Genomic DNA, 24,489 nt, shown 5'->3' with positions numbered 1-24,489 from the left:
TGCAGCAACCGATCGGAACCTGCCGCCTACCACGTGACCGGTTCACTTCCGCGGTCCAATGCATAGACTGTGTTTATGACTTCATTCTCCTCCGATTCTCTGGCAACGACAGATCAATACGCTTGGCTCGAGGGCATCCATGATGCTGCCGCTTTAGATTGGGTACGCACTCAAACTCAGCGAACGGAGGCTGAGCTTCACGATGAAGATTACGCCCAGAGTGTTGTGGCCATCCGTAAGGTTTTGGACTCGACGGACCGCATTGCGATGGTTACCAAACGTGGCGACTTCTACTACAACTTTTGGCGTGATGCCGAGCATCGGTTAGGAATCTGGCGTCGCACCACCTGGGACTCCTACTGCAGTGAGAGCCCTGTTTGGGAGCTACTACTCGATATGGATCAGTACGCCACTACACAGGGTGCACAGTGGCATTTCGCTGGGTCTTCATTCCTGCGCCCCACACCCGGTGAACCCCACCGTAAGGCGCTGATCAGGTTGAGCCCCGATGGTGGAGACCAGGTGAGAATTCGTGAATTCGACCTGGAAAATCTACGCTTCATCGAGGACGGATTTGACCTAGCAGTTGCTAAAACCTCGGCTAGCTGGATCGACGAAGACACCTTACTTGTCACCTCGGCCACCGACGAAACCAATACGACGCGTTCCACCTACGCTTCCACAGCACGAGAGCTAACCCGCGGCGCATCCTTAGCTGACGCCGACGTTGTTTTTGAAGTTGATCAGGAGCATGTGGCGGCATTTTGTTATTACGACTCAACTCCGGGTTTTGAACGTATCGTCACCACTGATGCCATCGATTTTTACAACTCCCACACCGGCATCATTGTCGACGGAACCCACCATAAAATTGACGTGCCCACCGATGTTCAGGTCAGTCTGCACCGCCAATGGGTACTCTTTGCGCCACAGACCGATTGGACGCATCAGGGCCAGCTGATCCCGGCAGGCTCCCTAGCGCTGAGCCACCTTGCTGATTTCTTAGACGATGGACGCATTGCACAAGTGGTGTTCGTTCCTGACGCAAAGACTTCCTTACAAGGGCTGGACTTTACCGCTAACTATTTACTCGTCTCGGTGCTGCACGATGTCGCCGCCCAGATTTTAGTCTTTGACCTGCGCAATAATTTTGCGCAGTCCACGTTGCCTGTGGAAGACCCGATGCTCAGCGTATCGGTGAGCGCGGTGGACGATGAGGACACGGCAACGGCCGACGACTACTGGATGACTATTACCGGTTTCACCACCCCGACCACGCTGCTTCGCGGTTCTGTCGGCGAACCGGCTACTGTGCTGAAGCGTTCACCAGAACGATTTGATGCCAGTGGTTTCGCGGTGACCCAACACTTTGCGCGTTCAAAGGATGGTACGCGTGTTCCATATTTTCAGATAGCCGATGCGCAGCTGGAACTCGACGGTGAAAATTCGGTATTGATGGACGGCTACGGAGGCTTCCAACACAGCATGACTCCTGGGTACTCCCCTGCAATGGGAGTTGGCTGGTTGAGCAAACGCTCAGCCAACGGGCGGCGTCCAGTTTATGTCATGACGAATATTCGCGGCGGCGGGGAATACGGGCCCGGGTGGCACCGGGCGGCATTACGCGAAAAGCGACACCGTGCTTATGAGGACTTTGCTGCCATTGCCGAAGACCTCGTGACCCGCGGTGTGACCAAACGTGAACGTCTCGCGGCCACCGGTCGCTCCAATGGTGGTTTGTTGATGGGCAATATGATCACCGGCTACCCACAGCTGTTTGGTGCCATCTCCTGCGGGGTACCGCTGCTAGATATGCGCCGCTATACCCAGCTCGCTGCCGGGCATTCCTGGATTGCTGAGTATGGAGACCCAGATGTTCCCGAAGACTGGGAGTTCGTGCGCACCTTTTCCCCGCTACACCGTTTGACCGATCAACCGCACCCCATCGGGGACTACCCTGCATCGCTGATCTGGACTACCACCACCGATGACCGTGTGGGTCCGTCACAAGCGCGGAAGATGGCCGCAAAGATGATGGACCTAGGAATCTCCAATGTTCGTTACCATGAGCCTGAGAATGGCGGCCACGCCGGATCCACAGATAATGATTCCACTGCGCGAATGCTAGCTACTAGCTACGAATTCCTGTGGCGACAGGTACGTTAACACCCTCGTTTTGGAACACTCGGCTATGTTCAGGTAGGCTAGATTCTGCTGGAAACAGCGGATGGATACGTGCCAGAGCGGCCGAATGGGCTTCACTGCTAATGAAGTGTCGGGGTTAAACTCGACCGGGAGTTCGAATCTCCCCGTGTCCGCCAAAACCCCCTAGGAAACTAGGGGGTTTTACTTTTTCTCTTGGCAGTTCATACAACATAGTTCCGGGATGCGGTTTAACGCACTAACCCCCAAACTTCGGCATTTATTGCCATCAGTTCAGGGGTTTTCAAACTTTATTTCAGACCGCGTTCCACATCATGAGCGACCTCTTTGATGCGTTCTTCCGCTTCGCGCAGCTTCTGCGCTATATCTGCATTATGTTGTTCGTTCTGACGTTCATCGTCACCGATGGGCGGTACAGTCTGGTCCGTATTCTTATTACTCGGTTCCATCGTCAGGTTCCTTTCGTGAGCGAAGACACAAGGCCGGTAGTCCCTCACGATAGCCAACTGTCTCTACCGAAGCAACGTTCAAATGCGAAACCTAGTCTTTGCGTTTCACGAAGGTGCGCAGCATATTCTGCACAATATCTTCGGGTAGTTGCGTGTGCCGCACGATAATCTCTGACATCCGTTCTAGATCAGTATCGGCGATAGCATCAAAGAGTGCTTCACGCTCCAGTTCGGGAAGATCTGCTGCGTCGAAGTGCACAGGACCTTCTGGGCCCTGACCTTCAAAACGGAAATCCGCAACGTTTCCGTGCGAACTTTGTCCCGCCATCGGCGAGGTCGAGATCATTCGTTCAAGGTCTTCGACGGGTAGTCCGGTGTGTCCATGAAGGATTTGCGCGGCACCGGAGAAATTCTCGTCGCGCAGCATCGAAAACAGTTGATCGTACTCGTTCGGAGGCAACTGTTCACTGGAGAACTCGTGCGATTCTCCCTCAACTTCAAATGCCATTTTAAAATGTGTGGCATTCTGTTCCTGCTCCGAGCCGAACTGGTTACTCCACTCTTCGGGCACCACCCAGAGGTCATCAGACTTTTCCAGGTCGACGTCCGGCGCTACAGCACCAGAAGTCGCTACCCCTGAGTCGTCGTCAGAATCGGTGATCTGCGCTTCGAGTTTGTCACGAAGCGCCTGAATCTCGGCTTCGTCTACCGGTAGTTCTTTGGCCTGAGCAGTCTGCGGGTAAGCGTCAAGGCTACGCACGGCAATCACACAGTTTTTGACGGTGTCACCGGTGACGGCACGGTAGTTCTGAACAGCACCCATTACGTCGCCTTTAGCGAGGTTGCGGTAAATCGCCTTGCGGGAGGTGTCATCCAACTTCGCATTTGCTTCCTGCGCCGCCTCGCGGTTAATGGCTTGTGAAATCTGTGCCGTATTTTTCTTCCGGACAGACTGAAGCCACACGTATCCGAGGGCAACAACAGCAATAGCAACAACGAGCCAGATGACGATCTCCATATCTCCAGACTACTTTGTTTAACTGTGCGATTATCCTGCTATGCCCAGAGTGAAAGGCAAAACACCCGGTGCCCCAGCAATCCGTACTGCCCGACCGGCCATTGCCAAGGACCAACGCGAGTCAGCCAAATCATCAACGAGCATCACCGGTCCCGGTGCTGTCGCCAGCATTTGATCGATTTGTGCAGGGATTTCAAATGCATCAGCCACCGCGGCAATGCGGAAGGCCGAATTGCCGCCAGGACCACCCTGTGGAGGTGCCCCACGGTACTCAAGCTGGCCCAAATAGCGAAGCTGACCAATCTGGGCCAGCCCCTGCGCTAGCGAAGTAATCAGCTGTGGGCGCTTGGTTGAAGGCATCGCCAAGACTGCTACTGGTCGTTGTTCCCAATTCCATTCGGCCAGCACCCTGGTGCAGGCTTCAAGCATCGCCGGGTCAACTGGATTATCCACCGGGTCAGCGAATAGTTGACGCAGTCTGTTGCCCCACCCCAAATCTGTCAGTCGCGCCAACGCACGTCCGGTGGATAATTGCTCATCTACCGGGATTTTCCCTTTTAGAGAATGTCCCAGGCGTTGTAGGCCAGACGGATAGAGCTTGCGAGGTTCAATTTGGACACCAGCCCGAACCAGAGCTGCTTGGGCGTTGTCTTTTGACTCGTCTGGAATGTGGTCATCGAACCATGTTCCGGCACAATTGTCGCAACGTCCGCAGGGCGCCGACTTTGGGTCATCCAGTGCCTTCGTAAGAAATTCCATGCGACAGCCACGAGTATTCTCATAATCGATCATCAGTGTCTGTTCGTGCACCCGACTCTGTGCCACACGCTTGTAGCGTTCTGCATCGTAGGCCCAAGGCATGTCGGTGCGCATCCAACCTCCGGCTACGCGTTCCACCGCCCCGTCGACAGCCAGGACTTTCAGCAGCAGTTCTAACGGCGACCTGCGCAGGTTAACGGCACTTTCAAGTGCTGGAACGCTCATTGCTCCGTCGGTTTGCCCTAGAGCTTCCAGTACTTGATTCGCGCGTTGCTGATCGGGCATGGAACTGGTGGCGAAGTACTCCCAGATTTCGGAATCATCTTGTCCTGGTAGCAAGAGGACGTCGGCATCGATACTTCCACGACCTGCACGGCCCACCTGTTGGTAGTAGGCCACCGGTGAACTGGGCGCCCCGACATGGATAACAAATCCTAGGTCTGGCTTATCAAATCCCATTCCCAACGCACTAGTAGCGATCAAGGCTTTTACTTCATTGGCTTTCAGCGCTTGTTCTAGCTTTTCGCGTTCTTCTAGGTCGGTACGTCCGGTATAGGCGGCGACCGGATGACCGGCATCGCGTAGCAACCGTGCGATATCTTCCGCAGCCGAGACGGTCAGCGTGTAAATAATACCCGAACCGTGGAAATCATTGATGTGGCTGAGCAACCAAGCCAATTGCATACGTGGCGAGGGCAGACGCAGTACGCCTAACCGCAACGAGTCACGGGCCAGTGTGCCACTTAAGGTGAAGACTTCCTGAGTTCCGCCGGAGAGCTGCTCTGCGACGTCTTGCACTACGCGTGTGTTCGCAGTTGCGGTGGTAGCGAGCACCGGAAGTCCCTGTGGCAGACGATTTATCAAATCGCGGATGCGTCGGTAATCGGGGCGGAAGTCGTGACCCCAATCGGAGATGCAATGCGCTTCATCGATCACCAGAAGTCCCAGACGCTTCATCAGCATTGGAAGTTGGTGCTCACGGAAAGAGGGATTGTTCAGTCTTTCTGGGGATACCAGCAATACGTCAATTTCATCGCGTTCCAGCTTTGAAAGAATTTCGCGCCATTCAAGCACGTTGGCCGAGTTGATGGCAGCTGCCCGTACTCCGGCACGTTCGGCCGCGGCCACCTGGTCACGCATCAGAGCTAGCAACGGAGACACGATGAGGGTCGGTCCATAGCCTTGCTGACGGAGCAACAACGACGAAATGAAATAGACCGCGGATTTGCCCCAGCCGGTACGTTGCACCACCAGCGCCCGACGGCGTTCTTGGACCAGCGCGCTAATCGCTTCAAACTGGCCGTCGTGAAACTGCGCCTCTGGGTGCTGAACCAGGGCACGCAACTTCTGCAGCGCGAGATTCTTCAGATCGTTGTGCTCGTTGGCTTCCATGGTCATAGTATTTCAGTATCGGCCGACGTTTGGCTTGCCTCACGGCACGCATTGGGGACAACCGCGGGTAAGTGTAAGCCATTTCCCATGTACTAACTGGCCATTCGCCACCATCTCGTAGCAGCAAACCGGTAGTCTGAATGCTGTGAGTGAAGAAATTGACCTGAACCAAAGTTTCAAGGCCTATGACGTGCGTGGCGTAGTTGGCGAAAGCATCAACGCCGAAGCAGTCGAGGCCATTGGCGCCGCTTTTGTCGACGTGTTGTCCCTGGCTGGGAAGGACGTCCTAGTTGGTGGCGATATGCGCCCGACCAGTACGACCTTCGCGCAGGCGTTCGCCCGCGGCGCCACCTACCGTGGCGCGAACGTGGTGATGCTAGGACTAATTTCCACCGACGAACTTTATTTTGCTTCTGGCAAGCACAATGCTGCCGGGGTGGTGTTTACCGCCAGCCACAACCCGGCCCAGTACAACGGCATTAAGATGTCTAAGGCCGGCGCCCGTCCGGTCTCTTCGGACACCGGACTATTTGATATTCGCGACCTGGCTCAGCAGTACCTCGATGAGGGATTGCCGGTGTCGGGCGACGGTGAGCAGGGGCGCATCAGCGAGCGCGACGTCTTGGCAGATTATGCAGCGTACCTGCGTGAATTAGTTGACTTATCGACTATTCGTCCGCTGAAGCTTGTAGTGGATGCGGGCAACGGCATGGGTGGTTTGACCACTCCTGCGGTGCTTGGCGATACTGTTCTCCCCGGATTACCGCTGGATATTGTGCCGTTGTATTTTGAACTTGATGGTACTTTCCCGAATCACCCGGCGAATCCGCTGGAACCAGAAAATCTCAAAGATTTGCAGGCCGCGGTGCTGGCTCATGGAGCGGACCTGGGTCTGGCATTTGATGGGGACGCGGATCGTTGCTTCGTGATCGATGAGCGTGGTTTGCCGTTGTCGCCAAGTGCGATCACCGCATTGGTTGCGGTGCGTGAAATCGCTCGGGTACAGGCCGAGGGCGAGGAACATCCGGTGATCATTCACAACTTGATCACGTCCAAGGCCGTGCCTGAATTTGTTGAGAAGTCTGGTGGCATGGCGGTGATGACCCGTGTGGGTCACTCATTTATCAAGGCTGAAATGGCTGCACAGGGCGCGGTGTTCGGTGGTGAGCATTCGGCACACTATTACTTCCGTGATTTTTACAATGCGGATACCGGCATGCTTGCCGCGATGCATGTGCTGGCCGCGCTGGGTGGTCAGGATCTTCCGTTGTCGGAACTGGGCCGAGAATTTGAGCCGTATGTTGCTACCGGTGAGATTAACTCCGAGGTTGAAGATAAGGCTGGGGCTGTTGCCCGCGTTGTCGAGCATTTTGCTGGTCAGCCGGTGGATGTCACGACGCTGGATGGCACCACATTTACTGCCAAGGATGGTAGCTGGTGGATCAACTTGCGTCCGTCGAATACCGAACCTTTCCTGCGCTTTAACGGCGAAGGTGCCACGGCACAGATTATCGAACCAATTCGCGATACGGTTTTAGCAATCGTGCGTGAAGCACACATCACCAACTAAGGGGTTAGCACCGTGAATCTCGAAGATCTCGACGAGTCCGTTAAGGACGCATTGAACAAAGTTTTGGGCACCGCACTAGGTGTGGCCCGCGAACAGCTTGAGGAACAGGGTGTCTTCCTGCCTTTCGCCATCGCTTTGGAACCTAAGGAAGCCGATGGCGAGCCTGAACTGCGTTTGATCGCCGTTCCGCCCACGGACAATCCTGAAGATCCGGATGCTGACATTGATACCGAGGCGATGGCTGCGGATCTAGTACAGGTACTGAACGAGCAAGGAACTCACTTCGAAGCGATCGCTATCGCCTCGGATGTCTTGCTCGAAGCCGATGACCGCGACGCTATTCATGTGGTCGCTGAGCACAAGGTCGGTGCCGCACTAGCGATCGTCCAGCCATACTCGATGCCAGCCGAGCCTGGTGGCGATTGGACCTTCGAGGAGCCTTCGGCGGAGTCCGCCGAATCTATCTGGGCCAACACACAGCAGTAGACTGGGTTTATGAAACTCAGTGCCTTCGCCGACGTGTGCCTACGAACCGTGATGGTTCTAGGCGCACCCGGTGTCGGCCAATTGACCAGTCGTGAGATTTCCGAACTGGTCGGTGTCCCCTATAACCATGTGGCCAAGGCAGTCGTAGAATTACGTACTTTGGGACTCCTGGAGGTCACTCGCGGTCGCCATGGCGGTGCGCAAATCACCGAACGTGGTTTGGCCTATTCAGTCGGTACACTCTTGCGCTCGCTGGACTGGCGCGAAGATGTGGTCGACTGCACCACCCATGACGCAGTGGGAAATTGTCCGCTCTCGGCAGGGTGCCGTTTACGTTCGGCATTGAAGAGCGCCAGAGAGGCTTTTTACGCTTCACTAGACTCTTTAACGGTCACAGATATTTGTGAGAACTCTCCTGCGATCACGTTGTTGCCCTTCCCCACCGTGCGTCATAACGCGTAATCAACGCCTAAAATCCCGATAGCGGGACCTTCGATTTGCATTCTTCTTCTACGGGGCGTAGAACTTAACTCATAATCTTGCATTTCAAATACAAGATACATTTACCCTCTAAGGAGACAAGATGCTTTCAACCCAGTCCCGCCCAGTCATCGAAGCGACTCTGCCGATCATTGGCGCTCGCATCTCCAGCATTACCCCAAACTTCTATGACCGTCTCTTTGCCGCTCACCCACAGCTGCTCGACGGAATCTTCTCCCGCTCAAACCAGAAAAACGGAACCCAGCAGCAAGCACTGGCCGGCTCCATCGCGGTGTTCGCCACCCACCTGATCAATTCACCAGAAACTCTGCCAGAAACGATGTTGGCACGCATCGCCCACAAGCACACCTCACTGGGTGTCGTCGAAGAGCAGTACCCCATCGTGTACGAGCACCTCTTCGCCGCCATCGCCGAAGACCTAGGCGACGCGCTGACCCAAGAGATCGCAGATGCCTGGAGCGAGGTCTACTGGCTGATGGCTCACGCACTGATCAAGATCGAAAAGGGCCTCTACTCACAGCAGGCAAACGACGTCGTTTACAGCCAGTGGAAGCTCGCCGAGCGTACCGAAGAAGCCAACAACTCGGTCACCTTCAGCTTCGAACCAGCCGACGATATTGTCGCTTCGACCGCCAAGGCAGGACAGTTCGTTTCGGTTCGCATGCCGATGACCGATGGTTTGCGCCAGGTGCGCCAATACACCCTCAGCGGGGATGTCGAGAACACCGCACGCCGTACCGTAACCGTGAAGCTTGATGTGGATGGCGAGTTCACTCCGGTCATGCACAATTCGCTGAAAGTTGGCGACATCGTTGAACTTTCAAACCCCTACGGTGACCTGACCATCGATGAGTCCGGAGCACCACTGGTGATCGCTACCGCAGGTATTGGTTGCACCCCAAGTGCCGCAGCGCTGAGCACCCTGGCAGCACGTGGCTCCACCCGCAAACTCACCGTATTGCACGCCGACCAGGAATACACTGCCTGGCCACTACGTGAGCAAATGATCGAGTCGCTGAGCAAGCTGCCACAGGCCACGCTGAGCACCTGGTTCGAACGCGGCGAACTGCCAGAGCACATCGAGGCCAAGTCCGGTTACATGGATCTCAGCGATACCTTGACCGCCGACAGCCACGTCTACCTGTGTGGCCCGCTGCCGTTCATGCACGCGGTACGCGGCCAGGCTCTAGCCGCCGGTGTCCCTGCCCAGCACATCCACTATGAGGTCTTCGGCCCAGATGTATGGCTAGCAGCCTAACCATAAACTAGCTAAGCGCGACGCAGATTCGAATTATGGGGGAATCTGCATCGCGCTTAGCTATATTTAATGGCTATTTATTTTTGTTCGGCTTCGGTATTTCTGGCTTACGCTTGGGAACCGCAGGTTTAGGATCAACCTGGCGCGGCTGACTTTCAGCCGATTCTGGCTGTGCACCTGACAGCTTCGTCGGCTTAGCTGGCTTCTCCTGTTTTGCCGCCTGTGGGTCCACTAAAATCTGATGAATCCTCGCGTCGCTGATCCACCGCCGCACTACCGAGTTGAACAGTAGCGGGTTCTCAATATTCCACTGGTGGTGCATGCCTGGCACGACCCGAGTTACCGCCTGCGGAAGGCCATGGCGTAACGCTTCAAAAGACTTCTGCACATGCTTAGGTTCCTTGCCCCCTGCCAATGCCAGCACCGGCCCACGATAGTTTGCCAGCTTGTCGGGAAGTCCGCCGGGATCCAGATCATCCATGATGGCGCGTAAATTCTCTGACTTCAGCAGCACACCATGTTCTGCGAACAACTCCCGTTCGTCATCCACCATGCCATAGGCGCCGGCCTGGAAACGCCAGTACCATTCACTGCCAATCAGTTTCAGCGCCATCCGGTTCATTGCGCGTGCGGCTGCCGGCACGCCGGTGACCGGGGTACCTGTCAGCAGCAAGGAATCGACCAGTTCTGGATGTCGCGCAGCCACATGCAGGGCAATCACCCCGCCTAAGGAAATACCTACCAGGTGCACCCCACCTTCGGAGACCTCATCGGCGATAAGCGCCGCCACGTCATCGGCGGCCGAGTCTAAACCCTGCCAAGTCTCTTCGCTGCGCGCGCCGAAAGCGGGAAGATGCAAGGTCAGCACATTGAAGTCGCCAAAGGCTAGAACCTGCGGATCCCAGCTCCAATTACCAACATTTCCGCCATGTAAAAAAACCAGCGTTTGGGCGGGTTTATCTCTTCCGGACGCACGACGTGCTGGATGTAGTTCGGGATAGTCGGTTGCGTCCCTGCTGAACTTCTTCTCAGTGGAACCGGCGTCTTTGCCTGGTGTCATGGCAGATGCTCCATTACTGCGTCAAGCCATTCCAGCTCGGCGGCCTGCTGTCGAATTGCATGGTCCAAGGTGGCGGCCATGAGGAAGCTGCGGCGATCCGCCGCCGCTCGCATGTCGATGCCTTCACGTTGGGAGAGATAGTCATCTAAAACGGCCTGAGTTTTGACCCGACGTTCGGTCAGAAGCTGATCAATATCCTCACGGGGTAGCTCGGCCGCGAAAAATACCTGTCCCATGAAGGGGTCCCGCTCAGTGCCCTGGGCCGCTCCGTCGGAAAGCCATCCAACCAGGGCCTGCCGACCGGCATCGGTAATGTGATGCTCTTGGCGGTCAGGATAGTTTGACTGCGCCACAGTGGTCACCGTCGCGTAGCCCTTATCAACTAGCTGAGCCAACGTGCGGTAGATCTGCGCTTTATCTGCGTTCCAAAAGTGATTAATGGAGGAGTCAAAATGTTTCTTGAGCTCATAACCAGTCATCGGTGCCAAACAGAGCAACCCTAGGATCAATCGTGCCAAAACCATGGATTCATCTTTTCATATTTAGTTGATTTTGCACCCACTTACTTGGCCGTAGCCACGAACTGAACCCAGATTGTGACAATTTTCCGCCGTATTCTTGGCTAACTGACCTGCATACTCTTCAATCAGAGAGTTCCCCAAACTCAAAAAGGTCGCCTCACGCCATGAATTCTCAGCCCGCAAAACAAATTGCCAGCCTCCCACCAGCAGGTGGGCGAGCAGCATTATTTGTGCTGGTTGGTTCCATCGGGGTGCAAAGCTCTTCGGCAATCTCGGCTTCCATGTTTGCTTCTCTAGGCTCCCCCGCAGTCAGCTCGTTACGACTAGCTTTGGCTGCCGTAGTCTTATGGCTTTTCTTGCGGCCAACCTTGCGCGGAAGGAACCGCGCAAATTGGTCCGCAATCATTTTCTACGGCGTCGTGATGGCCGCGATGAATCTGCTGCTTTATAAGGCAATCGAACACCTGCCCCTAGGGATTGCCGTGACGCTGGACTTCCTGGGTCCGGCGGTAGTCGCTTTGGTGTTCTCTCGGCGCTTGCGTGAAGCCGCCTGGGCTTTGCTCGCCTTGGCTGGAGTGATTCTCATCGCCGGACCCGGAGGTCACTTTGATGCGGTGGGCTTTGCCTTTGGACTCGGTGCGGGCCTTTGCTTTGCGCTCTACACACTGCTGGCAGAAAAAGTAGGTAAAGCCGACGATTCTTCGGTCAGTTCCTTAGCATTGTCCGTGTCCATTGCCGCCCTCGTTTCACTACCTTTTGGTACCCCTAAAGTGGCCGAAGTTTCCGCGCCTCAATGGGGTTTATTGGCGCTGAGCGGCGTTATAGGTGTAGCAATCCCCTATCTGGTCGATACGTTGGCGGCCCGAATTTCCTCGGCTCGTGTGGTGGGCACCTTATTTGCCATCGATCCGGCGATGGGGACACTCATCGGATGGCTGATTCTTGGCGAACAGCTGGGCTGGTTGTCGTTGCTCGGTATTCTTTGCGTAGCGCTGGCCGGTGCCGGGGTGACCTGGTTTGCGGCCAAACCAGCGGGACCGTTACAAGAGGTGTCCGACGATAATCAGGTGACACCCCCGGAGAGCTAAGAATACTTGTCAGACTCATAGACTAGTTTCATGCCTTCAGCACCCGAACGTTCGCGGCTAACTCCGCCGCTCTTTGCGCTCCTGATCATTCTTGGCACCACCGGCCCGCTAGCCACGGATATGTATCTTCCATCATTTCCAGAAATGACGGCGGAATTCTCCGCCTCTGCCTCCGCCATCCAACTCACGCTGACTTTCTTCTTAGTCGGTATGGGTATGGGACAGTTCTTATGGGGCGCCCTCTCGGATCGTTTAGGTCGAGCTCGGCCATTGCGATGGGGAACGATATTATTTGTGCTTGCCTCGGTGGCCGCCGCGCTCGCTCCGACGTTGGAAACACTGAGTATTGCACGAGCATTGCAGGGGTTTGGTGGGGCAGCCGGAGTGGTGATTTCTAAGGCGATCGTTGCCGATACGACCAAGGGCGTGCAGACCGCAAGAATCTTCAGCATCCTCATGACCATCGGCGCGGTGGCCCCTGCCGTGGCACCGCTTCTAGGAGCGAATTTGGGCGCACTGGGAGGATTCCGCCTGGTGTTATGGGTGTTGGCCGTCGCAGCACTGCTGATGGTTGTTGGTGCGTTAGTTATCTATCGCGAAACACACGCTATATCGGCGCGCTCCACCGGTAACTTTTTTGCGCCACTGAAGGTAGCTCTGGGTCGCCGTCGTTTTGTCGGTTATTTGGTCCAGTTCGGCTTCACATTTGGTGCCATGATGGCCTACGTTTCCGCTTCGCCTTTCCTTTATCAGACGGTGATGGGGTTGAGCGCCCAAGACTACGCGCTGTGCTTTGGCATCAACGCGGTGGGCCTAATACTCTCCGGGCTGGTCTCCGCACGGCTGGTGGGCCGTGTTCCGTTGCGCCAGACCATTACGGTGGCCTTGAGCGTACTGCTCAGCTCGGCTGTCCTGCTGTTAGTACTGGCGCTGCTACAGGTGAGCAGTCTGCTTCTCGCCGCGGTGATTTTTGTGTTCGTCTCTGCCATCGGTTTCACCATGGGTAATACCACCGGGCTGGCGCTAAATGAGGTCCGCGAAGTTTCCGGCTCTGGCTCTGCACTGCTAGGCGCCGCGCAGTTTCTCATTGGCGCTTTAGCCACGCCGTTAGTGGGCCTGTCCGGGGCCGATTCGGCGCTAGCCTTTGCACTGACCGCGCTGGTCAGCGCTTTGCTCGCATTTGGCGCACTGATTTACACTTCGGATCGATTCCATCCCGGCAGCACAGCATCTGTTTAGTGCTGAACGACAAAAAGATCCTTTGGGAACCGAAAGTGCGGTTCCCAAAGGATCTTTAGTGAGTCAGACTTAGGCGTTCAGGCGAGCCTTCAAGCCATCAAGCTCTGCACGCAGCGAGACTGGCAGCGCGTCACCGAAGTTTGCGTACCATTCTTCGATGCCTTCGACCTCGGTGGCCCATTCGTCCTTGTTGACCGCTACCGCGGCTTCAACGTCTGCCGGGGTGAAGTTCTCCAGACCACTGATGTCCAGGGCTTCACCGGTCGGCACGTTGCCGATGATGGTTTCCTTGGCATCTGCGGTGCCTTCAATACGCTCGATGGCCCACTTGAGTACGCGCGAGTTATCGCCGAACCCTGGCCATGCGAATCCGCCTTCTGCGTTGCGACGGAACCAGTTGACCAAGAAGATTTTTGGCATTTGCTCTGGGTTGAGCTTCGCCGAAATCTTGTCCCAGTGGTTGAGGTAATCGCCAGCGTTGTAACCGATGAATGGCAACATTGCCATTGGGTCGCGGCGGATCACACCGGTGGCACCGGAGGCAGCAGCGGTGGTCTCCGAGGACAGAGTTGAGCCCATGAAGATACCGTTGGTCCAGCTGCGCGCCTCGGTGACCAATGGAATGGTGGTCTTGCGGCGTCCGCCGAAGAGGATCGCGTCGATCTTCACACCGTTAGGCGAGAAGTAATCCTCGGAGAGCATGTCAACCTGGTCGATTGGAGTGCAGAAGCGCGAGTTAGGGTGCGCTGCCGGACGGCCGGACTCAGGAGTCCAGTCATTGCCCAACCAGTCGATCAGGTGTGCCGGAGTTTCATCGGTCATACCTTCCCACCACACGCCACCTTCGTCGGTCAACGCAACGTTGGTGAAGATTGAGTTGCCCTTGGTGATCGCGCGCATGGCGTTCGGGTTGGTGGACCAACCGGTGCCAGGTGCAACACCGAATAGGCCGTACTCCGGGTTCACACCGCGCAGCTCGCCGTCCTTGCCAATACGCATCCAGTTGATGTCATCGCCCAGGGTTTCGGTCTTCCAGCCTTCAATGGTTGGATCCAGCAGAGCCAGGTTGGTCTTACCGCAAGCCGATGGGAAGGCCGCAGCAATATGGTAGGCCTTATTCTGTGGGCTGATCAGCTTCAAAATGAGCATGTGCTCGGCAAGCCAGCCTTCGTCACGAGCCATCACAGAGGCGATACGTAGCGAGTAGCACTTTTTACCCAGTAGTGCGTTGCCGCCGTAGCCCGAACCGTAGGACATGATGGCGCGCTCTTCAGGGAAGTGTACGATCCACTTGTCTTCGTTGCATGGCCAGGTAACATCTTCCTGCCCTGGCTCAAGCGGTGCACCGACCGAGTGCAATGCTGGAACGAAGAACGCTTCTTCGGCTTCCATCTTGCGCAGCACTTCGTTACCGATCTTGGCCATGATGCGCATCGAGGCGACAACGTAAGCCGAGTCGCTGATTTCGACACCGTAGGCCGGCTCATCGGCGTTCAATGGGCCCATGACGAATGGGATGACGTACATGGTGCGTCCGCGCATCGAACCGTCAAACAGCCCGTTGAGCATCGACTTCATCTTTTCTGGGTCTTCCCAGTTATTAGTGAAGCCTGCGTCTTCTTCCTTCTTCGAGCAGATGAAGGTGCGCTCTTCGACTCGGGCCACATCTTTGGGATCCGAAGCGCCAGCGTAAGAATTTGGGAAGTTCGGGTCGGTCAATTTGACCAGCGTGCCTGCCTCAACCAGTTCGGCGGTCAGACGGTCGTTCTCTTCAACGGACCCGTCGACCCAATAAACACGATCGGGCTTCGTCAGCGCGGCAACTTCTTCAACCCAGGCTGCCAACTTTGCGTGCGTGGTTGGTGCTGCGTTGATAACGTTCTGATCGGAGCTCGTGCTCATTATCCATTCCCTCCATTGGGCTGAATTTGTCAATAAATCAAGGCTAGGGGTTGAGAACCAATCAATTTGTGTGATCCAATCCTCAGCAAGGACTAAATGCTAGAATTGGTAAGATAAATTTCCCGAAATTTCGGGGGTTTTAGTATGAACAATACCCTTTTTCTGTGATCAAGGTCACGTATACCGGTACCCTTTTGAATTCTTCACATAACCTTCTGTTCATCTACCTCCGATAGGTTCCGGTGTCGATTTGTCGGGATTCAAATTCCTCTGTATAGTTATTTGAGGTTCGTGAGAGCGAAACAAACTAACTAAATATGCGCCCATAGCTCAGCTGGATAGAGCGCCTGTCTACGGAACAGGAGGCCGGGGGTTCGAATCCCTCTGGGCGCACAAAAATCAAAGGCTCCACTTCGGTGGGGCCTTTGCTCGTTAACTTTCTCGCTCCTGGGTATGCACTTTGACGGCCTGCACCAATCCACCCAATGATGACTAGCAGTTGACCAAAAGTCACCGCTTCACGTTTCTCCCTTTGCCGGTCAGCCTCCGCTTAAAGGGCCAGCGGGACGTTTTTGTGAATCACCGCACTTTACTATCAAATGGTTTTTTCTGGCAGAAAATCTGGTGTAAAGTTACTGGAGTCGTCAAGGCGACAAGTAATTGAATATGCGCCCATAGCTCAGCTGGATAGAGCGCCTGTCTACGGAACAGGAGGCCGGGGGTTCGAATCCCTCTGGGCGCACCAAAGAAAATTCCCACTCAATCGAGTGGGAATTTTTGTTTAAGTATGTGAACTTATTTAGACACCGTGGGATCCACGCAAAATAAGTTTCGTGGGCATGATAATTCGCTCGGGCACAGATTCCCCATTGATTCGTTGGACAACTACCTCTGCCATTTTCGCTCCCTGCTCCTCTGCATTCTGCGCCACGGTGGTCAGTGCAGGCGAAGCATTTCGCGCAAATGAGTCATCATCGATGGTGGCAATAGCAATGTCACTCGGCACCATCAGCCCGGCATCAGCGATCACTTTCATCGCACCAAAGGCCATCTGCGCGCTGGCAGCAAATAGCGAATCGATTTTTGCTCCGCTTGCCAACAATTCGCGCATGGCACTTTCTCCACTATCGGGGGTGAAATCACCGACTGCTACTGGGCCAGCAGGCAAACCCGCTTCATGAACCGCTTGCTCAAAACCTCGTTGGCGATCAATGGCGGCGCCCATATTTTGTGGTCCGGAAATCGTAACTGGATGTTTGCGCCCGGTTTTTAACATCGCCTCGGTTGCCTTGCGGGCAGCTGCAGCATTATCCACGTCCACAACGAAGACGTTTCCATTTTCGTTACTCATCGGGCGGCCACCAAAAACCAGCGGCAATGAGCCGGCCAATTCGCTATAGGAACTATCGTCGGCATGATGCGAAAGTATCAACGCACCATCAACATTTCCGCCACGCAAATACCGGCTGGTTTTTGTCGGATCTGACTCCGTGGCAATGAGCAAAGAAAGCGTGAATTCTGTAGTGCTCAGGTACATTGCAGCACCTTGGATCACCGAGGCGAAATATGGGTCTGCGAAAAATTTGGCTGTGCTCTCCGGGATCACCAAAGCAATGGAATTAGTCCGTCCCTGTGCCAAAGAACGAGCCGCCCTATTGGGAACGTAGTTTAGTTCCGCGATGGCTTTCTCTACGGCGCGCACGACATCTGCTTTGACCTTGTCAGAACCGTTGACCACGCGTGAAACGGTTGCTCGTGAAACTCCTGCGCGTTCTGCGACGAGTTCCAGCGTTGGCTGTTGTTTACGTGGTTCGGGCATCATGACTTCTTCGCGGTAGCTGGGTTATTCCTTATTACTTGTGTGTGGCGCGTGGCGCTTGAGTAAACGCCACGCACCGATGCTATGCCATTGTACGGTTGGCTGCGATCAGTCCTGCGTAGGCCCGACCACTGTCCTTAATAATGCGCTCCTGCGTTTCATAATCCACATAGATAATGCCAAATCTCTTCTGATATCCCCAAGCCCATTCGAAGTTATCTAACAAGGACCATACGAAATACCCACGAACGCTCACGCCGTCTTCGATAGCACCAGCGACGGCGTCGAGATGGTCAAAGATGTACTCGCTGCGTTCCGTGTCTGCCACTGTTCCATCCGGCGACAACTCATCGGTGTAAGAAGCTCCGTTTTCGGTGATATATAGCGCTGGAAGATCCGAATAATCTGCCTTCAACCGGTTCAGCAGCACCCGCAGGCCCTGCGGGTTTACCTCCCAGCCCATAGCTGTACGCGGTAAGTCCCGGCTCGGGAACGTGACGTATTCACTGCCAACAAAGGGTGAGGATTTAGGAGCGTCGGTGGGCACGACAGCTTCAGGTCCATCGCCTGCCAATGGATGTCCCGAGACATTGTCATCGTGATAGTGGTTCACACCCAAAAAATCGATGGGCTGGTGGATGATTTCCAAGTCACCTGGCTGAATAACTTCGGCCAGTCCCAGCCCGGAGACATCTTGTAAAAGATCCTCAGGATATGAACCACGGAGCAACGGATCTAAGAACATCCGATTCCATAGTGCGTCAATCCGACGTGCCGCTTCTAAATCCACGGGATCAGTAGGATCGTTGGGCACCGCGTTGGTGAGGTTCAAGGTGATACCAAGTTCTTGAGCACCAAGTTCACGCAATCGCTGCGTCGCTAGCCCATGGCCCAGATGCTGATGATGCACCGCTGCCAGGGCCGCCGCCGGTTCTTGGCGTCCAGGTGCGTGCTCGCCTGCAGCGTATCCAATGAGCGAAGAACATAAAGGTTCATTAAACGTCGTCCAGTGGTTCACCCGGTCACCGAGCTTTGCATAGATCGCTTCCGCATACTCGACAAACTTATAGGCGGTATCTCGGTTGGTCCAACCACCTTGGTCTTCAAGTGCTTGTGGCATATCCCAGTGGTAAAGGGTCAGCCACGGCAGGATCCCGTTCTCCAACAGTTCGTCTACTAACCTTGAATAGAAATCGAGACCTTCCCTGTTAACGCTTCGCCCTCCTGGAACGACTCGGGCCCAGCTGGTAGAGAATCGGTAGGAGTCTAGACCGAGTTCACGCATCAGCCCCACGTCTTCTTGATACCGGTGGTAATGATCCACTGCTACTTTGAGATTGTCCCCTCCTGCGATCACCCCTTCTTTACGTGCGAATGCATCCCAGACGGAGTCTTCCTTACCGTAGCTGTGACTCGCTCCCTCAATTTGCGCGGCCGCGGTGGCCGAGCCCCAAAGAAATTCTTTAGGCCAAGCAAAGTTTTCAGATAGATGTTTCGTCATTAGCCCTTTACAGCTCCTGCCATAATTCCAGATACAAGTTGTTTGCCCGCCACTACGAATAGCAATAACAGCGGGATGGTGGCCATCAAGGCCCCGGACATCACAATCGTGTAGTCCACATACTTTGCGGATTGCAGTTGGCTCAGTGCCACCTGCAAGGTGGGGTTTTGCGGTGCTACAAGCATTGGCCAGAGATAGTCGGTCCATGCGGTCATGAAAGTGAAGAGAGCCAGAATAGCCATTGCTGGGCGCGCTGCCGGCACGCCTACATGCCAGAAGGTTCCGATCATGCTCGCCCCATCAATACGGGCAGCCTCGATCAATTCATCGGGCACTACATCCACCAAATATTGGCGCATGAAGAACACTCCGAAAGCGGTAACCAAGGTGGGCACCATGACTGCCCCCAGGGAGCCGGTCCAACCGAATTCCTTCATGACCATGAACAGCGGAATAATACCCAGCTGCGTTGGTACAGCCAGAGTCGCGATCACGAAGACTAGTAGTCCCTGACGCCCACGGAAGCGTAGCTTAGCGAACGCGTATCCGGCCAAGGTGGAAAACGTGACCACCGAAAGCGTGATGACCGAGGAAACGAGGACGCTATTTGCTAGAGCACCCCAGAAATCAATGGTGTTAAAAACCTCGGCAACATTCGTCCAGAAAGCGCCGCCAGGTAGTAGCGGTGGGTAGGTGGAGGCGAACACCGCTCCTGTATTTGAACCGATCAACAGCGAATACCACAACGGGTAGGTGCTGCCCAGGAAAAATGCGATCAATAATCCATAAGTAAGAAATCCAGGACGGCGATCCATCGAGAAATTTTTACCTTTGGCACCAGATTTTTTAGCTGCCGTAGTTTTAGCTAACGTTGCGCTACTCATGGGATTCTCCGCCCTTTTCGCCGGCCGTTACATTCGAGCCGGACATACGGTTTGAAGCAATCTTTGACTGAGCCATTTGCACCGCATGTTTGTGCGCTCTGCGTTGCTGGCGACGGTTTTTACGACTTCCCCCTTCGGAAGATGAAGCAATTGAACCCGACAGGAAGAAGTTGATCAGTCCGATCAGGATGATGATCAAGAACAACATCCACGCGACCGCAGAGGCACGGCCAAAGTCGCCACGGTTGAATGCCAGATCCCACAGGTAGAGCACCGTGGTCTGGTATTCGCGTTCGGGGCCACCAGGCACCGAACTACTGGGGTTGAATAGTTTTGGTTCGGTAAAAATTTGTAGTCCACCGATGGTTGCGGTGATGACGACAAAGATCATTGTGGGTCTGATACTTGGCAAAGTAATTGCAAAGAATCTGCGCAGTGAACCGGCCCCGTCGATAGCTGCCGATTCGTGCAGTTCGCGGGGAACTGCCTGCATGGCTGCCAAAAGAATCAGAGCGTTATAGCCGGTCCAACGCCAGTTCACCATGGTCGCGATGGCTAGATGGGAGGGAATTACTTCACTTTTCCAGGCCACCGGATCAATATTGATGGTTTGGAGCAGGTTGTTGATTAGCCCGTATTTCTCATCAAAAGCAGAGGAGAAGATGAGCGTGACTGCAACAGGGGTGACCACGTAGGGAATCAGCACGCTCATTCGCCAGAATGTTTTCGCCCGGATGTTCTGGTCCAGAATGGCCGCGATGAAGGTTGCTACGAGCAACTGCGGAATCGCCGAGAGCAGGAAGATGCTGAACGTATTGAACAGCGAGTTCCAAAAGAGCGGAGAGCTGATTTCGGCCACGTAGTTATCTAGGCCCACCCATTCGCCGGCTCCTCCGAGCAGATCCCAGTCATTGATGGAAACTACGAAGGTGTAGATCAGCGGAAAGAGTCCGACCAGTGCGAACAGAATAAAGAACGGCGAGACATAGAGATAAGGCGAGTATTTGAAATCAAACTGTCCCCAGCGGTGCCGGCGACGCATTTTCTTCTCCTGCACCGGATCACCGGCGCGATAAGTCGCGTCTGGGGTTGGCTCCCCCGGTGGCACAGTATCTCCTGTGGCATCCGAAGCATTGTTGGTCATGATGCTCATTATCGATTTCTCTTTCCCAGAAGGCCGGCCGATGATTCAGCCGGCCTACCGGCGGTGATTACTTGATGTCCAAGTTCTTCATGGTCGACATAGCTTCATCCCATGCGGCTTGTCCATCCTTGCCACCATCCAAAGCGATCGTCGCTGGACCAAAAACCTGCTCTTGGATGACCGAATCATCGGCCCCCTTGAACTGTGCTTTCACACCTTCTGCACGTTCTGCCAGTAGTTGACCAATCGGAGCATCGTTGAAAAATTTGGTCAGTTCGTTGCTTCCAAGGACCTGTTCGGAGCTCTGCGCTTCAAGGTTGCTTGGGAAAGTTCCGGCTGCTTCGAATGCTGCCGCCTGAGACTGTGCGTTGGTCAGCCAAGTAGCGAGTTTGGCTGCTTCGACTGGATTCTTCGAGGTTGTTGGAATGGTGAGGAAGGTTCCTCCCCAGTTCGCTGGTCCACCAGGGAAGACCCCGGCGAAGTCCCAACCCGATGTTGCGTCGCCGCCTGCACCTTCAACTTGACCCTTGACGTTACCTAGCATCCACCCCGGGCAAGGCATGGTAGCGAAAGAACCATCCAAGAAGGCTTGCCCTTTACCCCAGTCCCATTGAGTCTGTCCGGACGACAACCCTGCTTCAGTAGCATCTGCCAACATCTTCCAGCGGTTGCTAAGTTCGGCGTTGCCGTCAATATTCAACGATCCGTCCTTTTTGTAATACCCTTCGTCGAGTTGGTTGACCATGGCGTTCCAGACAAAACCGGACTGATCAAACCAAGCCTTTCCGGTTTTTTCCTCGTATTTTTTACCAGCGGCGAAGTAGTCTTCCCAAGTGGAATCCTGTCCACCGATGAATTCAGCAAATTCGCTACGCTCTGAAGGCATACCGGCTTTTTCAAGGAGCTTCGAGTTAAAGCAAATTCCTTCCGGGCCAATATCGGTACCGTAGCCAATGATGCGTCCGTCTTTGTCAGTTGCCTGCTCAACTTTCCAGTCGACCCACTGGGACTTGAGATCTTCTATTCCGTAGTCACGCAGATCGCTAAAGGAATCAGAGACGGCCATAACCTGTCCTAGCCAACCCTCTTCGACTGCCTGGATGTCAGGAAGACCTGCGCCTGAAGCCTGCTTGGTTTTCCAATCGACCAGCGCATTGCCACCGGTGTCGATGTTGGTTGCCTCAATAGTGACGCCCGGATTTTCCTTTTCATACTTTTCGTACAAGTCATCTAGACCCATGGCGCCGAAAGTCGTGACCGTCAGGGTGACCGGATTGTCTGCGGAGGCCGGGTCCGCCTTCGCGGCATCGTCCGCGTTGCTGCAACCTGTCGCTAGCAAGGCAAGAGTGCCTAGCAGTGCGACCGATTGCGCGAGCTTTGTTTTGCTCGAGGTTTTCATCTTGTCTCCAGTGTGAGTGCGGGTATGAGAGGTCGAGAGGCTCCGTCACATCCAAAATGAGAGCGCTCTCAGGGTAGAACAGGTATCCACCTTTCGGGTTTCTACCGGACTATGAAGCATAAAAGCGCCTAAAATAAACACCGTGTGAGCGCTCTCACACATCATCTTCCCCATATTCTGCCCGATCACAAACCGTTGTCAAGGCCGAGCCCCAGAACGATGCGCAAACGAATACCTTTTGGAGATTCTTTATTTTCAGCTAACGACTAAAAGAAGACAGGTCAAATTGTTCATTCAATCTCGGTCTTCGACTGTTGGCGGTAAATTTTTTCTCCAAAGAAAATCCGGCGAATCAACTTCGATCCGCCGGATTCACCACGTCTACTTCTTGTTCAGCTGAAGCCCAACAAGCACCGGATCATGATCCGAAGAGCGGAACTGGTCAGGGGAGAACAGCTGAGCCACGTTGTTGTTGTAACGGCTGTACTCATAAGCGACGGACTCCGTCGCGTTGATATTCCAGATTGTTTCACCGGTCACCGTCGATGCAATTTCCGCCGATCCAAGTACATGATCCAGCGACCCGGTTCGACCTCCAAAGAGGTAGCTTTGAGTACTCGCCTCGGCGCCCAAATCAACATAACCAGCCCGAGTCATCACCTTGATAGGATCCTCTGCCGAATAGGAATTGAAGTCACCGGCCAATAGCACCTTATTAGTGTTTCGTTTCTTCTTCAGTCCTTCGGCGAAATCTACTAAGGCTTCGGCTTGTTCGACGCGTGCGGCGTTCCATGCTCCTGCACCATCACCCTGATCTGCGTTCTCGGAGCCATCTTTAGGGTCAGAGCCTTTGGACTTGAAGTGATTAGCCACCACAAGGAAACGAGTCTTAGAGTTGCCACCTACGCGTTGGAACGCCTGTGCTAGCGGGTCACGCGCATTATCAAAGGCAGCGTCATCAAGCACTACCGATTCATCAATGAGCTTCACCGCATCACGCTGGTAAATCATGGCAGTACGAATGACATCTTCGTCAGCCGGAATTTCCTCTGGGCTCGGGGCGAAGCTCCAGCGCTTTTCGCCAGCAGCCTTGTTCAACGCATCCACTAAGATTTGCAGGGCTGCGTCTCGGTCTTGACCGAGACGAGCCGAATTTTCAATTTCTTCAAGAACCACCACGTCTGCATCAAATTTGTTCAATGCCGTAACGATCTTGGACTGCTGACGCGCGAGGTTGTCGGCATTTGCAGCACCACGAGCATCACAACCACTGCGTACCGAAATCGGGTTGCCTTCACGATCGGTGTAGTAGGTGCAACCCTGAAGCTGGTCTCCGGTGGTGGTGAAGAAATTCAGCACGTTGAAGCTACCCACACTTACGTTTCCGCCAACTTCAGCCGGGGCTTCGTTCATGACTTGCTCAAAGCTCACCGGAATGTCGGAATCCTGAGCACCTACTACCTGCCCCTGTGGCTGCAGTCGCCACAGGTCGTAGCGGTAATCCATGATGACCGGAGCGGTAAAGGTAGCCCTTTTGCCTACTGTGACATGCTCGGACGCCGAAATATACGGTACTTCAACGAGCTTGTTCGCCGCGGCACCCAAGAAATTCAAAGTGGCACCGTCATCTAGAACCAGTGCGCGAGATTCGTTTTCGGCCTCCAAGGCCTTGGCTTCATCGCTTCCAGGCGTGAAAACGTCGGTGGCCTGGCGCAGGGTGCGCTCTCCGTCGAGTATCGAGCTGGTGCCTTCAGCCAAGGTAATTTCGCCGTACTGATTCAAACTGTAGTTATCAGCAACGGTCCATTGCCCCTGTGGGTCAATCAGCATTCCTTCAAATCGTTCACGTGCAGCATCAGTGTCAGGAATATCGATAGCCAGTGGCTTGATCGCTTCCGCCGGCTCAGTGAGCACTTCAACACCCTGTGCCGTAGCGCTAATTTGAGTCATTCCGTAGTATTCATCAACTTCACCAGAGACCTGAACATGATCACCTACCGCCACCTTTGCGACACCAGCCGAATACACAAAAATCGCTGAGCTGCCGGTCGGAGAGATCTCGCTTCCCGAACCAGCCGTCTGGACGTAGAAACCTCGGATTCCACCTTCTGCGTATGCCCCGGTGACTATTCCTCGAACACTTACCTGTGTGCCGGCCATTTCTGTGGCGCTTCCGGTGCCCTGAATTTCTTCGATCTCGGTCAGCTCATTCCCGGTTCCGGCCGCTGAGGCGGGCGCCATCATTCCAGCAACCAATGCGGTTCCTAGACAGGTAGCCGCAAAGGCTGTCGTGGTGCGTTTCTTCATGGAAAGTCCTAGTTCGTTGTCAGTACCGC

19 protein-coding genes and 3 tRNA genes are annotated in these 24,489 nt (G+C 54.7%); 10 read left to right on the top strand and 12 right to left on the bottom strand.

Going from position 1 to position 24,489, the window contains the following annotated elements:
• The first annotated feature begins 75 nt into the window (after positions 1-75).
• Positions 76-2,166 carry a prolyl oligopeptidase family serine peptidase gene (locus tag ACX5K5_RS02430; protein ID WP_346059174.1) on the top strand — a complete coding sequence of 697 codons (2,091 nt, stop codon included), beginning with the start codon at positions 76-78 and terminating at the stop codon, positions 2,164-2,166.
• A gap of 63 nt (positions 2,167-2,229) precedes the next feature.
• A tRNA-Ser gene (locus tag ACX5K5_RS02425) sits at positions 2,230-2,321 on the top strand.
• A gap of 132 nt (positions 2,322-2,453) precedes the next feature.
• Here the strand turns inward: ACX5K5_RS02425 and ACX5K5_RS02420 are convergent.
• The 3 genes from ACX5K5_RS02420 to ACX5K5_RS02410 all read right to left on the bottom strand — a co-directional run bounded on the left by ACX5K5_RS02420 (position 2,454) and on the right by ACX5K5_RS02410 (position 5,781).
• Positions 2,454-2,612 carry a hypothetical protein gene (locus tag ACX5K5_RS02420; protein WP_170947847.1) on the bottom strand — a complete coding sequence of 53 codons (159 nt, stop codon included), beginning with the start codon at positions 2,610-2,612 and terminating at the stop codon, positions 2,454-2,456.
• A gap of 91 nt (positions 2,613-2,703) precedes the next feature.
• Complete coding sequence (locus ACX5K5_RS02415) at positions 2,704-3,630, bottom strand: hypothetical protein (RefSeq protein ID WP_459174987.1); 927 nt, start codon at positions 3,628-3,630, stop codon at positions 2,704-2,706.
• 30 nt (positions 3,631-3,660) lie between these two features.
• Positions 3,661-5,781, bottom strand: coding sequence for a RecQ family ATP-dependent DNA helicase (locus ACX5K5_RS02410; RefSeq protein WP_459175416.1), 2,121 nt, complete (start codon positions 5,779-5,781; stop codon positions 3,661-3,663).
• 145 nt (positions 5,782-5,926) lie between these two features.
• Between ACX5K5_RS02410 and ACX5K5_RS02405 the strand changes: the two genes are divergently transcribed.
• The 4 genes from ACX5K5_RS02405 (at position 5,927) to ACX5K5_RS02390 (ending at position 9,596) form a co-directional block, all read left to right on the top strand.
• Complete coding sequence (locus tag ACX5K5_RS02405; RefSeq protein ID WP_346059175.1) at positions 5,927-7,351, top strand: phosphomannomutase/phosphoglucomutase; 1,425 nt, start codon at positions 5,927-5,929, stop codon at positions 7,349-7,351.
• Positions 7,352-7,363: 12 nt separating this feature from the next.
• On the top strand, positions 7,364-7,837 hold the full coding sequence (locus tag ACX5K5_RS02400; protein WP_096256211.1) for a hypothetical protein: 474 nt from the start codon (positions 7,364-7,366) through the stop codon (positions 7,835-7,837).
• A gap of 9 nt (positions 7,838-7,846) precedes the next feature.
• Positions 7,847-8,299 carry an RrF2 family transcriptional regulator gene (locus ACX5K5_RS02395; RefSeq protein WP_096256212.1) on the top strand — a complete coding sequence of 151 codons (453 nt, stop codon included), beginning with the start codon at positions 7,847-7,849 and terminating at the stop codon, positions 8,297-8,299.
• 121 nt (positions 8,300-8,420) lie between these two features.
• Positions 8,421-9,596 carry a globin domain-containing protein gene (locus ACX5K5_RS02390; protein ID WP_096256213.1) on the top strand — a complete coding sequence of 392 codons (1,176 nt, stop codon included), beginning with the start codon at positions 8,421-8,423 and terminating at the stop codon, positions 9,594-9,596.
• 73 nt (positions 9,597-9,669) lie between these two features.
• Here ACX5K5_RS02390 and ACX5K5_RS02385 read toward each other — a convergent pair whose 3' ends face one another.
• Positions 9,670-10,656 (bottom strand): alpha/beta fold hydrolase, encoded by a 987-nt coding sequence (locus ACX5K5_RS02385; RefSeq protein ID WP_443459348.1) that lies wholly within the window; start codon positions 10,654-10,656, stop codon positions 9,670-9,672.
• Positions 10,653-11,180: a PadR family transcriptional regulator gene (locus tag ACX5K5_RS02380; RefSeq protein ID WP_096256215.1), complete on the bottom strand. Its 528-nt coding sequence runs from the start codon at positions 11,178-11,180 to the stop codon at positions 10,653-10,655. Before ACX5K5_RS02380 ends, ACX5K5_RS02385 begins: the two co-directional genes overlap by 4 nt.
• Before the next feature lie 161 nt (positions 11,181-11,341).
• Here ACX5K5_RS02380 and ACX5K5_RS02375 point away from each other — a divergent pair, with 161 nt between their 5' ends.
• Both ACX5K5_RS02375 and ACX5K5_RS02370 read left to right on the top strand, forming a co-directional pair.
• Positions 11,342-12,265 carry an EamA family transporter gene (locus tag ACX5K5_RS02375; protein ID WP_188687318.1) on the top strand — a complete coding sequence of 308 codons (924 nt, stop codon included), beginning with the start codon at positions 11,342-11,344 and terminating at the stop codon, positions 12,263-12,265.
• A gap of 30 nt (positions 12,266-12,295) precedes the next feature.
• Entirely contained in the window at positions 12,296-13,504 is a 1,209-nt protein-coding gene (locus ACX5K5_RS02370) for a multidrug effflux MFS transporter (protein ID WP_459174986.1), read from the top strand.
• Between the two features lie 69 nt (positions 13,505-13,573).
• Here ACX5K5_RS02370 and ACX5K5_RS02365 read toward each other — a convergent pair whose 3' ends face one another.
• Positions 13,574-15,406 carry a phosphoenolpyruvate carboxykinase (GTP) gene (locus ACX5K5_RS02365; protein WP_096254175.1) on the bottom strand — a complete coding sequence of 611 codons (1,833 nt, stop codon included), beginning with the start codon at positions 15,404-15,406 and terminating at the stop codon, positions 13,574-13,576.
• Between the two features lie 319 nt (positions 15,407-15,725).
• On the opposite strand from ACX5K5_RS02365, the gene ACX5K5_RS02360 reads away from it, so the two are divergent.
• Both ACX5K5_RS02360 and ACX5K5_RS02355 read left to right on the top strand, forming a co-directional pair.
• Positions 15,726-15,799, top strand: a tRNA-Arg gene (locus ACX5K5_RS02360).
• 275 nt (positions 15,800-16,074) lie between these two features.
• A tRNA-Arg gene (locus ACX5K5_RS02355) sits at positions 16,075-16,151 on the top strand.
• 54 nt (positions 16,152-16,205) lie between these two features.
• On the opposite strand, the gene ACX5K5_RS02350 is transcribed toward ACX5K5_RS02355, so the two are convergent.
• From ACX5K5_RS02350 to ACX5K5_RS02325, 6 genes are all read right to left on the bottom strand, one after another.
• Positions 16,206-17,228, bottom strand: coding sequence for a LacI family DNA-binding transcriptional regulator (locus ACX5K5_RS02350; protein ID WP_459174985.1), 1,023 nt, complete (start codon positions 17,226-17,228; stop codon positions 16,206-16,208).
• Positions 17,229-17,307: 79 nt separating this feature from the next.
• Positions 17,308-18,726 carry a GH1 family beta-glucosidase gene (locus ACX5K5_RS02345; protein ID WP_188687316.1) on the bottom strand — a complete coding sequence of 473 codons (1,419 nt, stop codon included), beginning with the start codon at positions 18,724-18,726 and terminating at the stop codon, positions 17,308-17,310.
• Positions 18,726-19,541, bottom strand: coding sequence for a carbohydrate ABC transporter permease (locus ACX5K5_RS02340; protein WP_229677221.1), 816 nt, complete (start codon positions 19,539-19,541; stop codon positions 18,726-18,728). The genes ACX5K5_RS02345 and ACX5K5_RS02340 overlap by 1 nt, the downstream gene beginning before the upstream one ends.
• Positions 19,542-19,602: 61 nt before the next feature.
• On the bottom strand, positions 19,603-20,652 hold the full coding sequence (locus ACX5K5_RS02335) for a carbohydrate ABC transporter permease (RefSeq protein WP_096254184.1): 1,050 nt from the start codon (positions 20,650-20,652) through the stop codon (positions 19,603-19,605).
• 169 nt (positions 20,653-20,821) lie between these two features.
• Complete coding sequence (locus tag ACX5K5_RS02330; RefSeq protein WP_096254167.1) at positions 20,822-22,153, bottom strand: ABC transporter substrate-binding protein; 1,332 nt, start codon at positions 22,151-22,153, stop codon at positions 20,822-20,824.
• A 381-nt stretch (positions 22,154-22,534) separates the two neighbouring features.
• Positions 22,535-24,460: an ExeM/NucH family extracellular endonuclease gene (locus ACX5K5_RS02325; RefSeq protein WP_459174984.1), complete on the bottom strand. Its 1,926-nt coding sequence runs from the start codon at positions 24,458-24,460 to the stop codon at positions 22,535-22,537.
• Positions 24,461-24,489: the final 29 nt, after the last annotated feature.

The sequence above is a fragment of the Glutamicibacter bergerei genome (genome assembly GCF_054495185.1).
The sequence above is the reverse complement of the archived record's forward strand: the minus strand, read 5'-3'. Positions and strand labels throughout refer to the sequence as shown.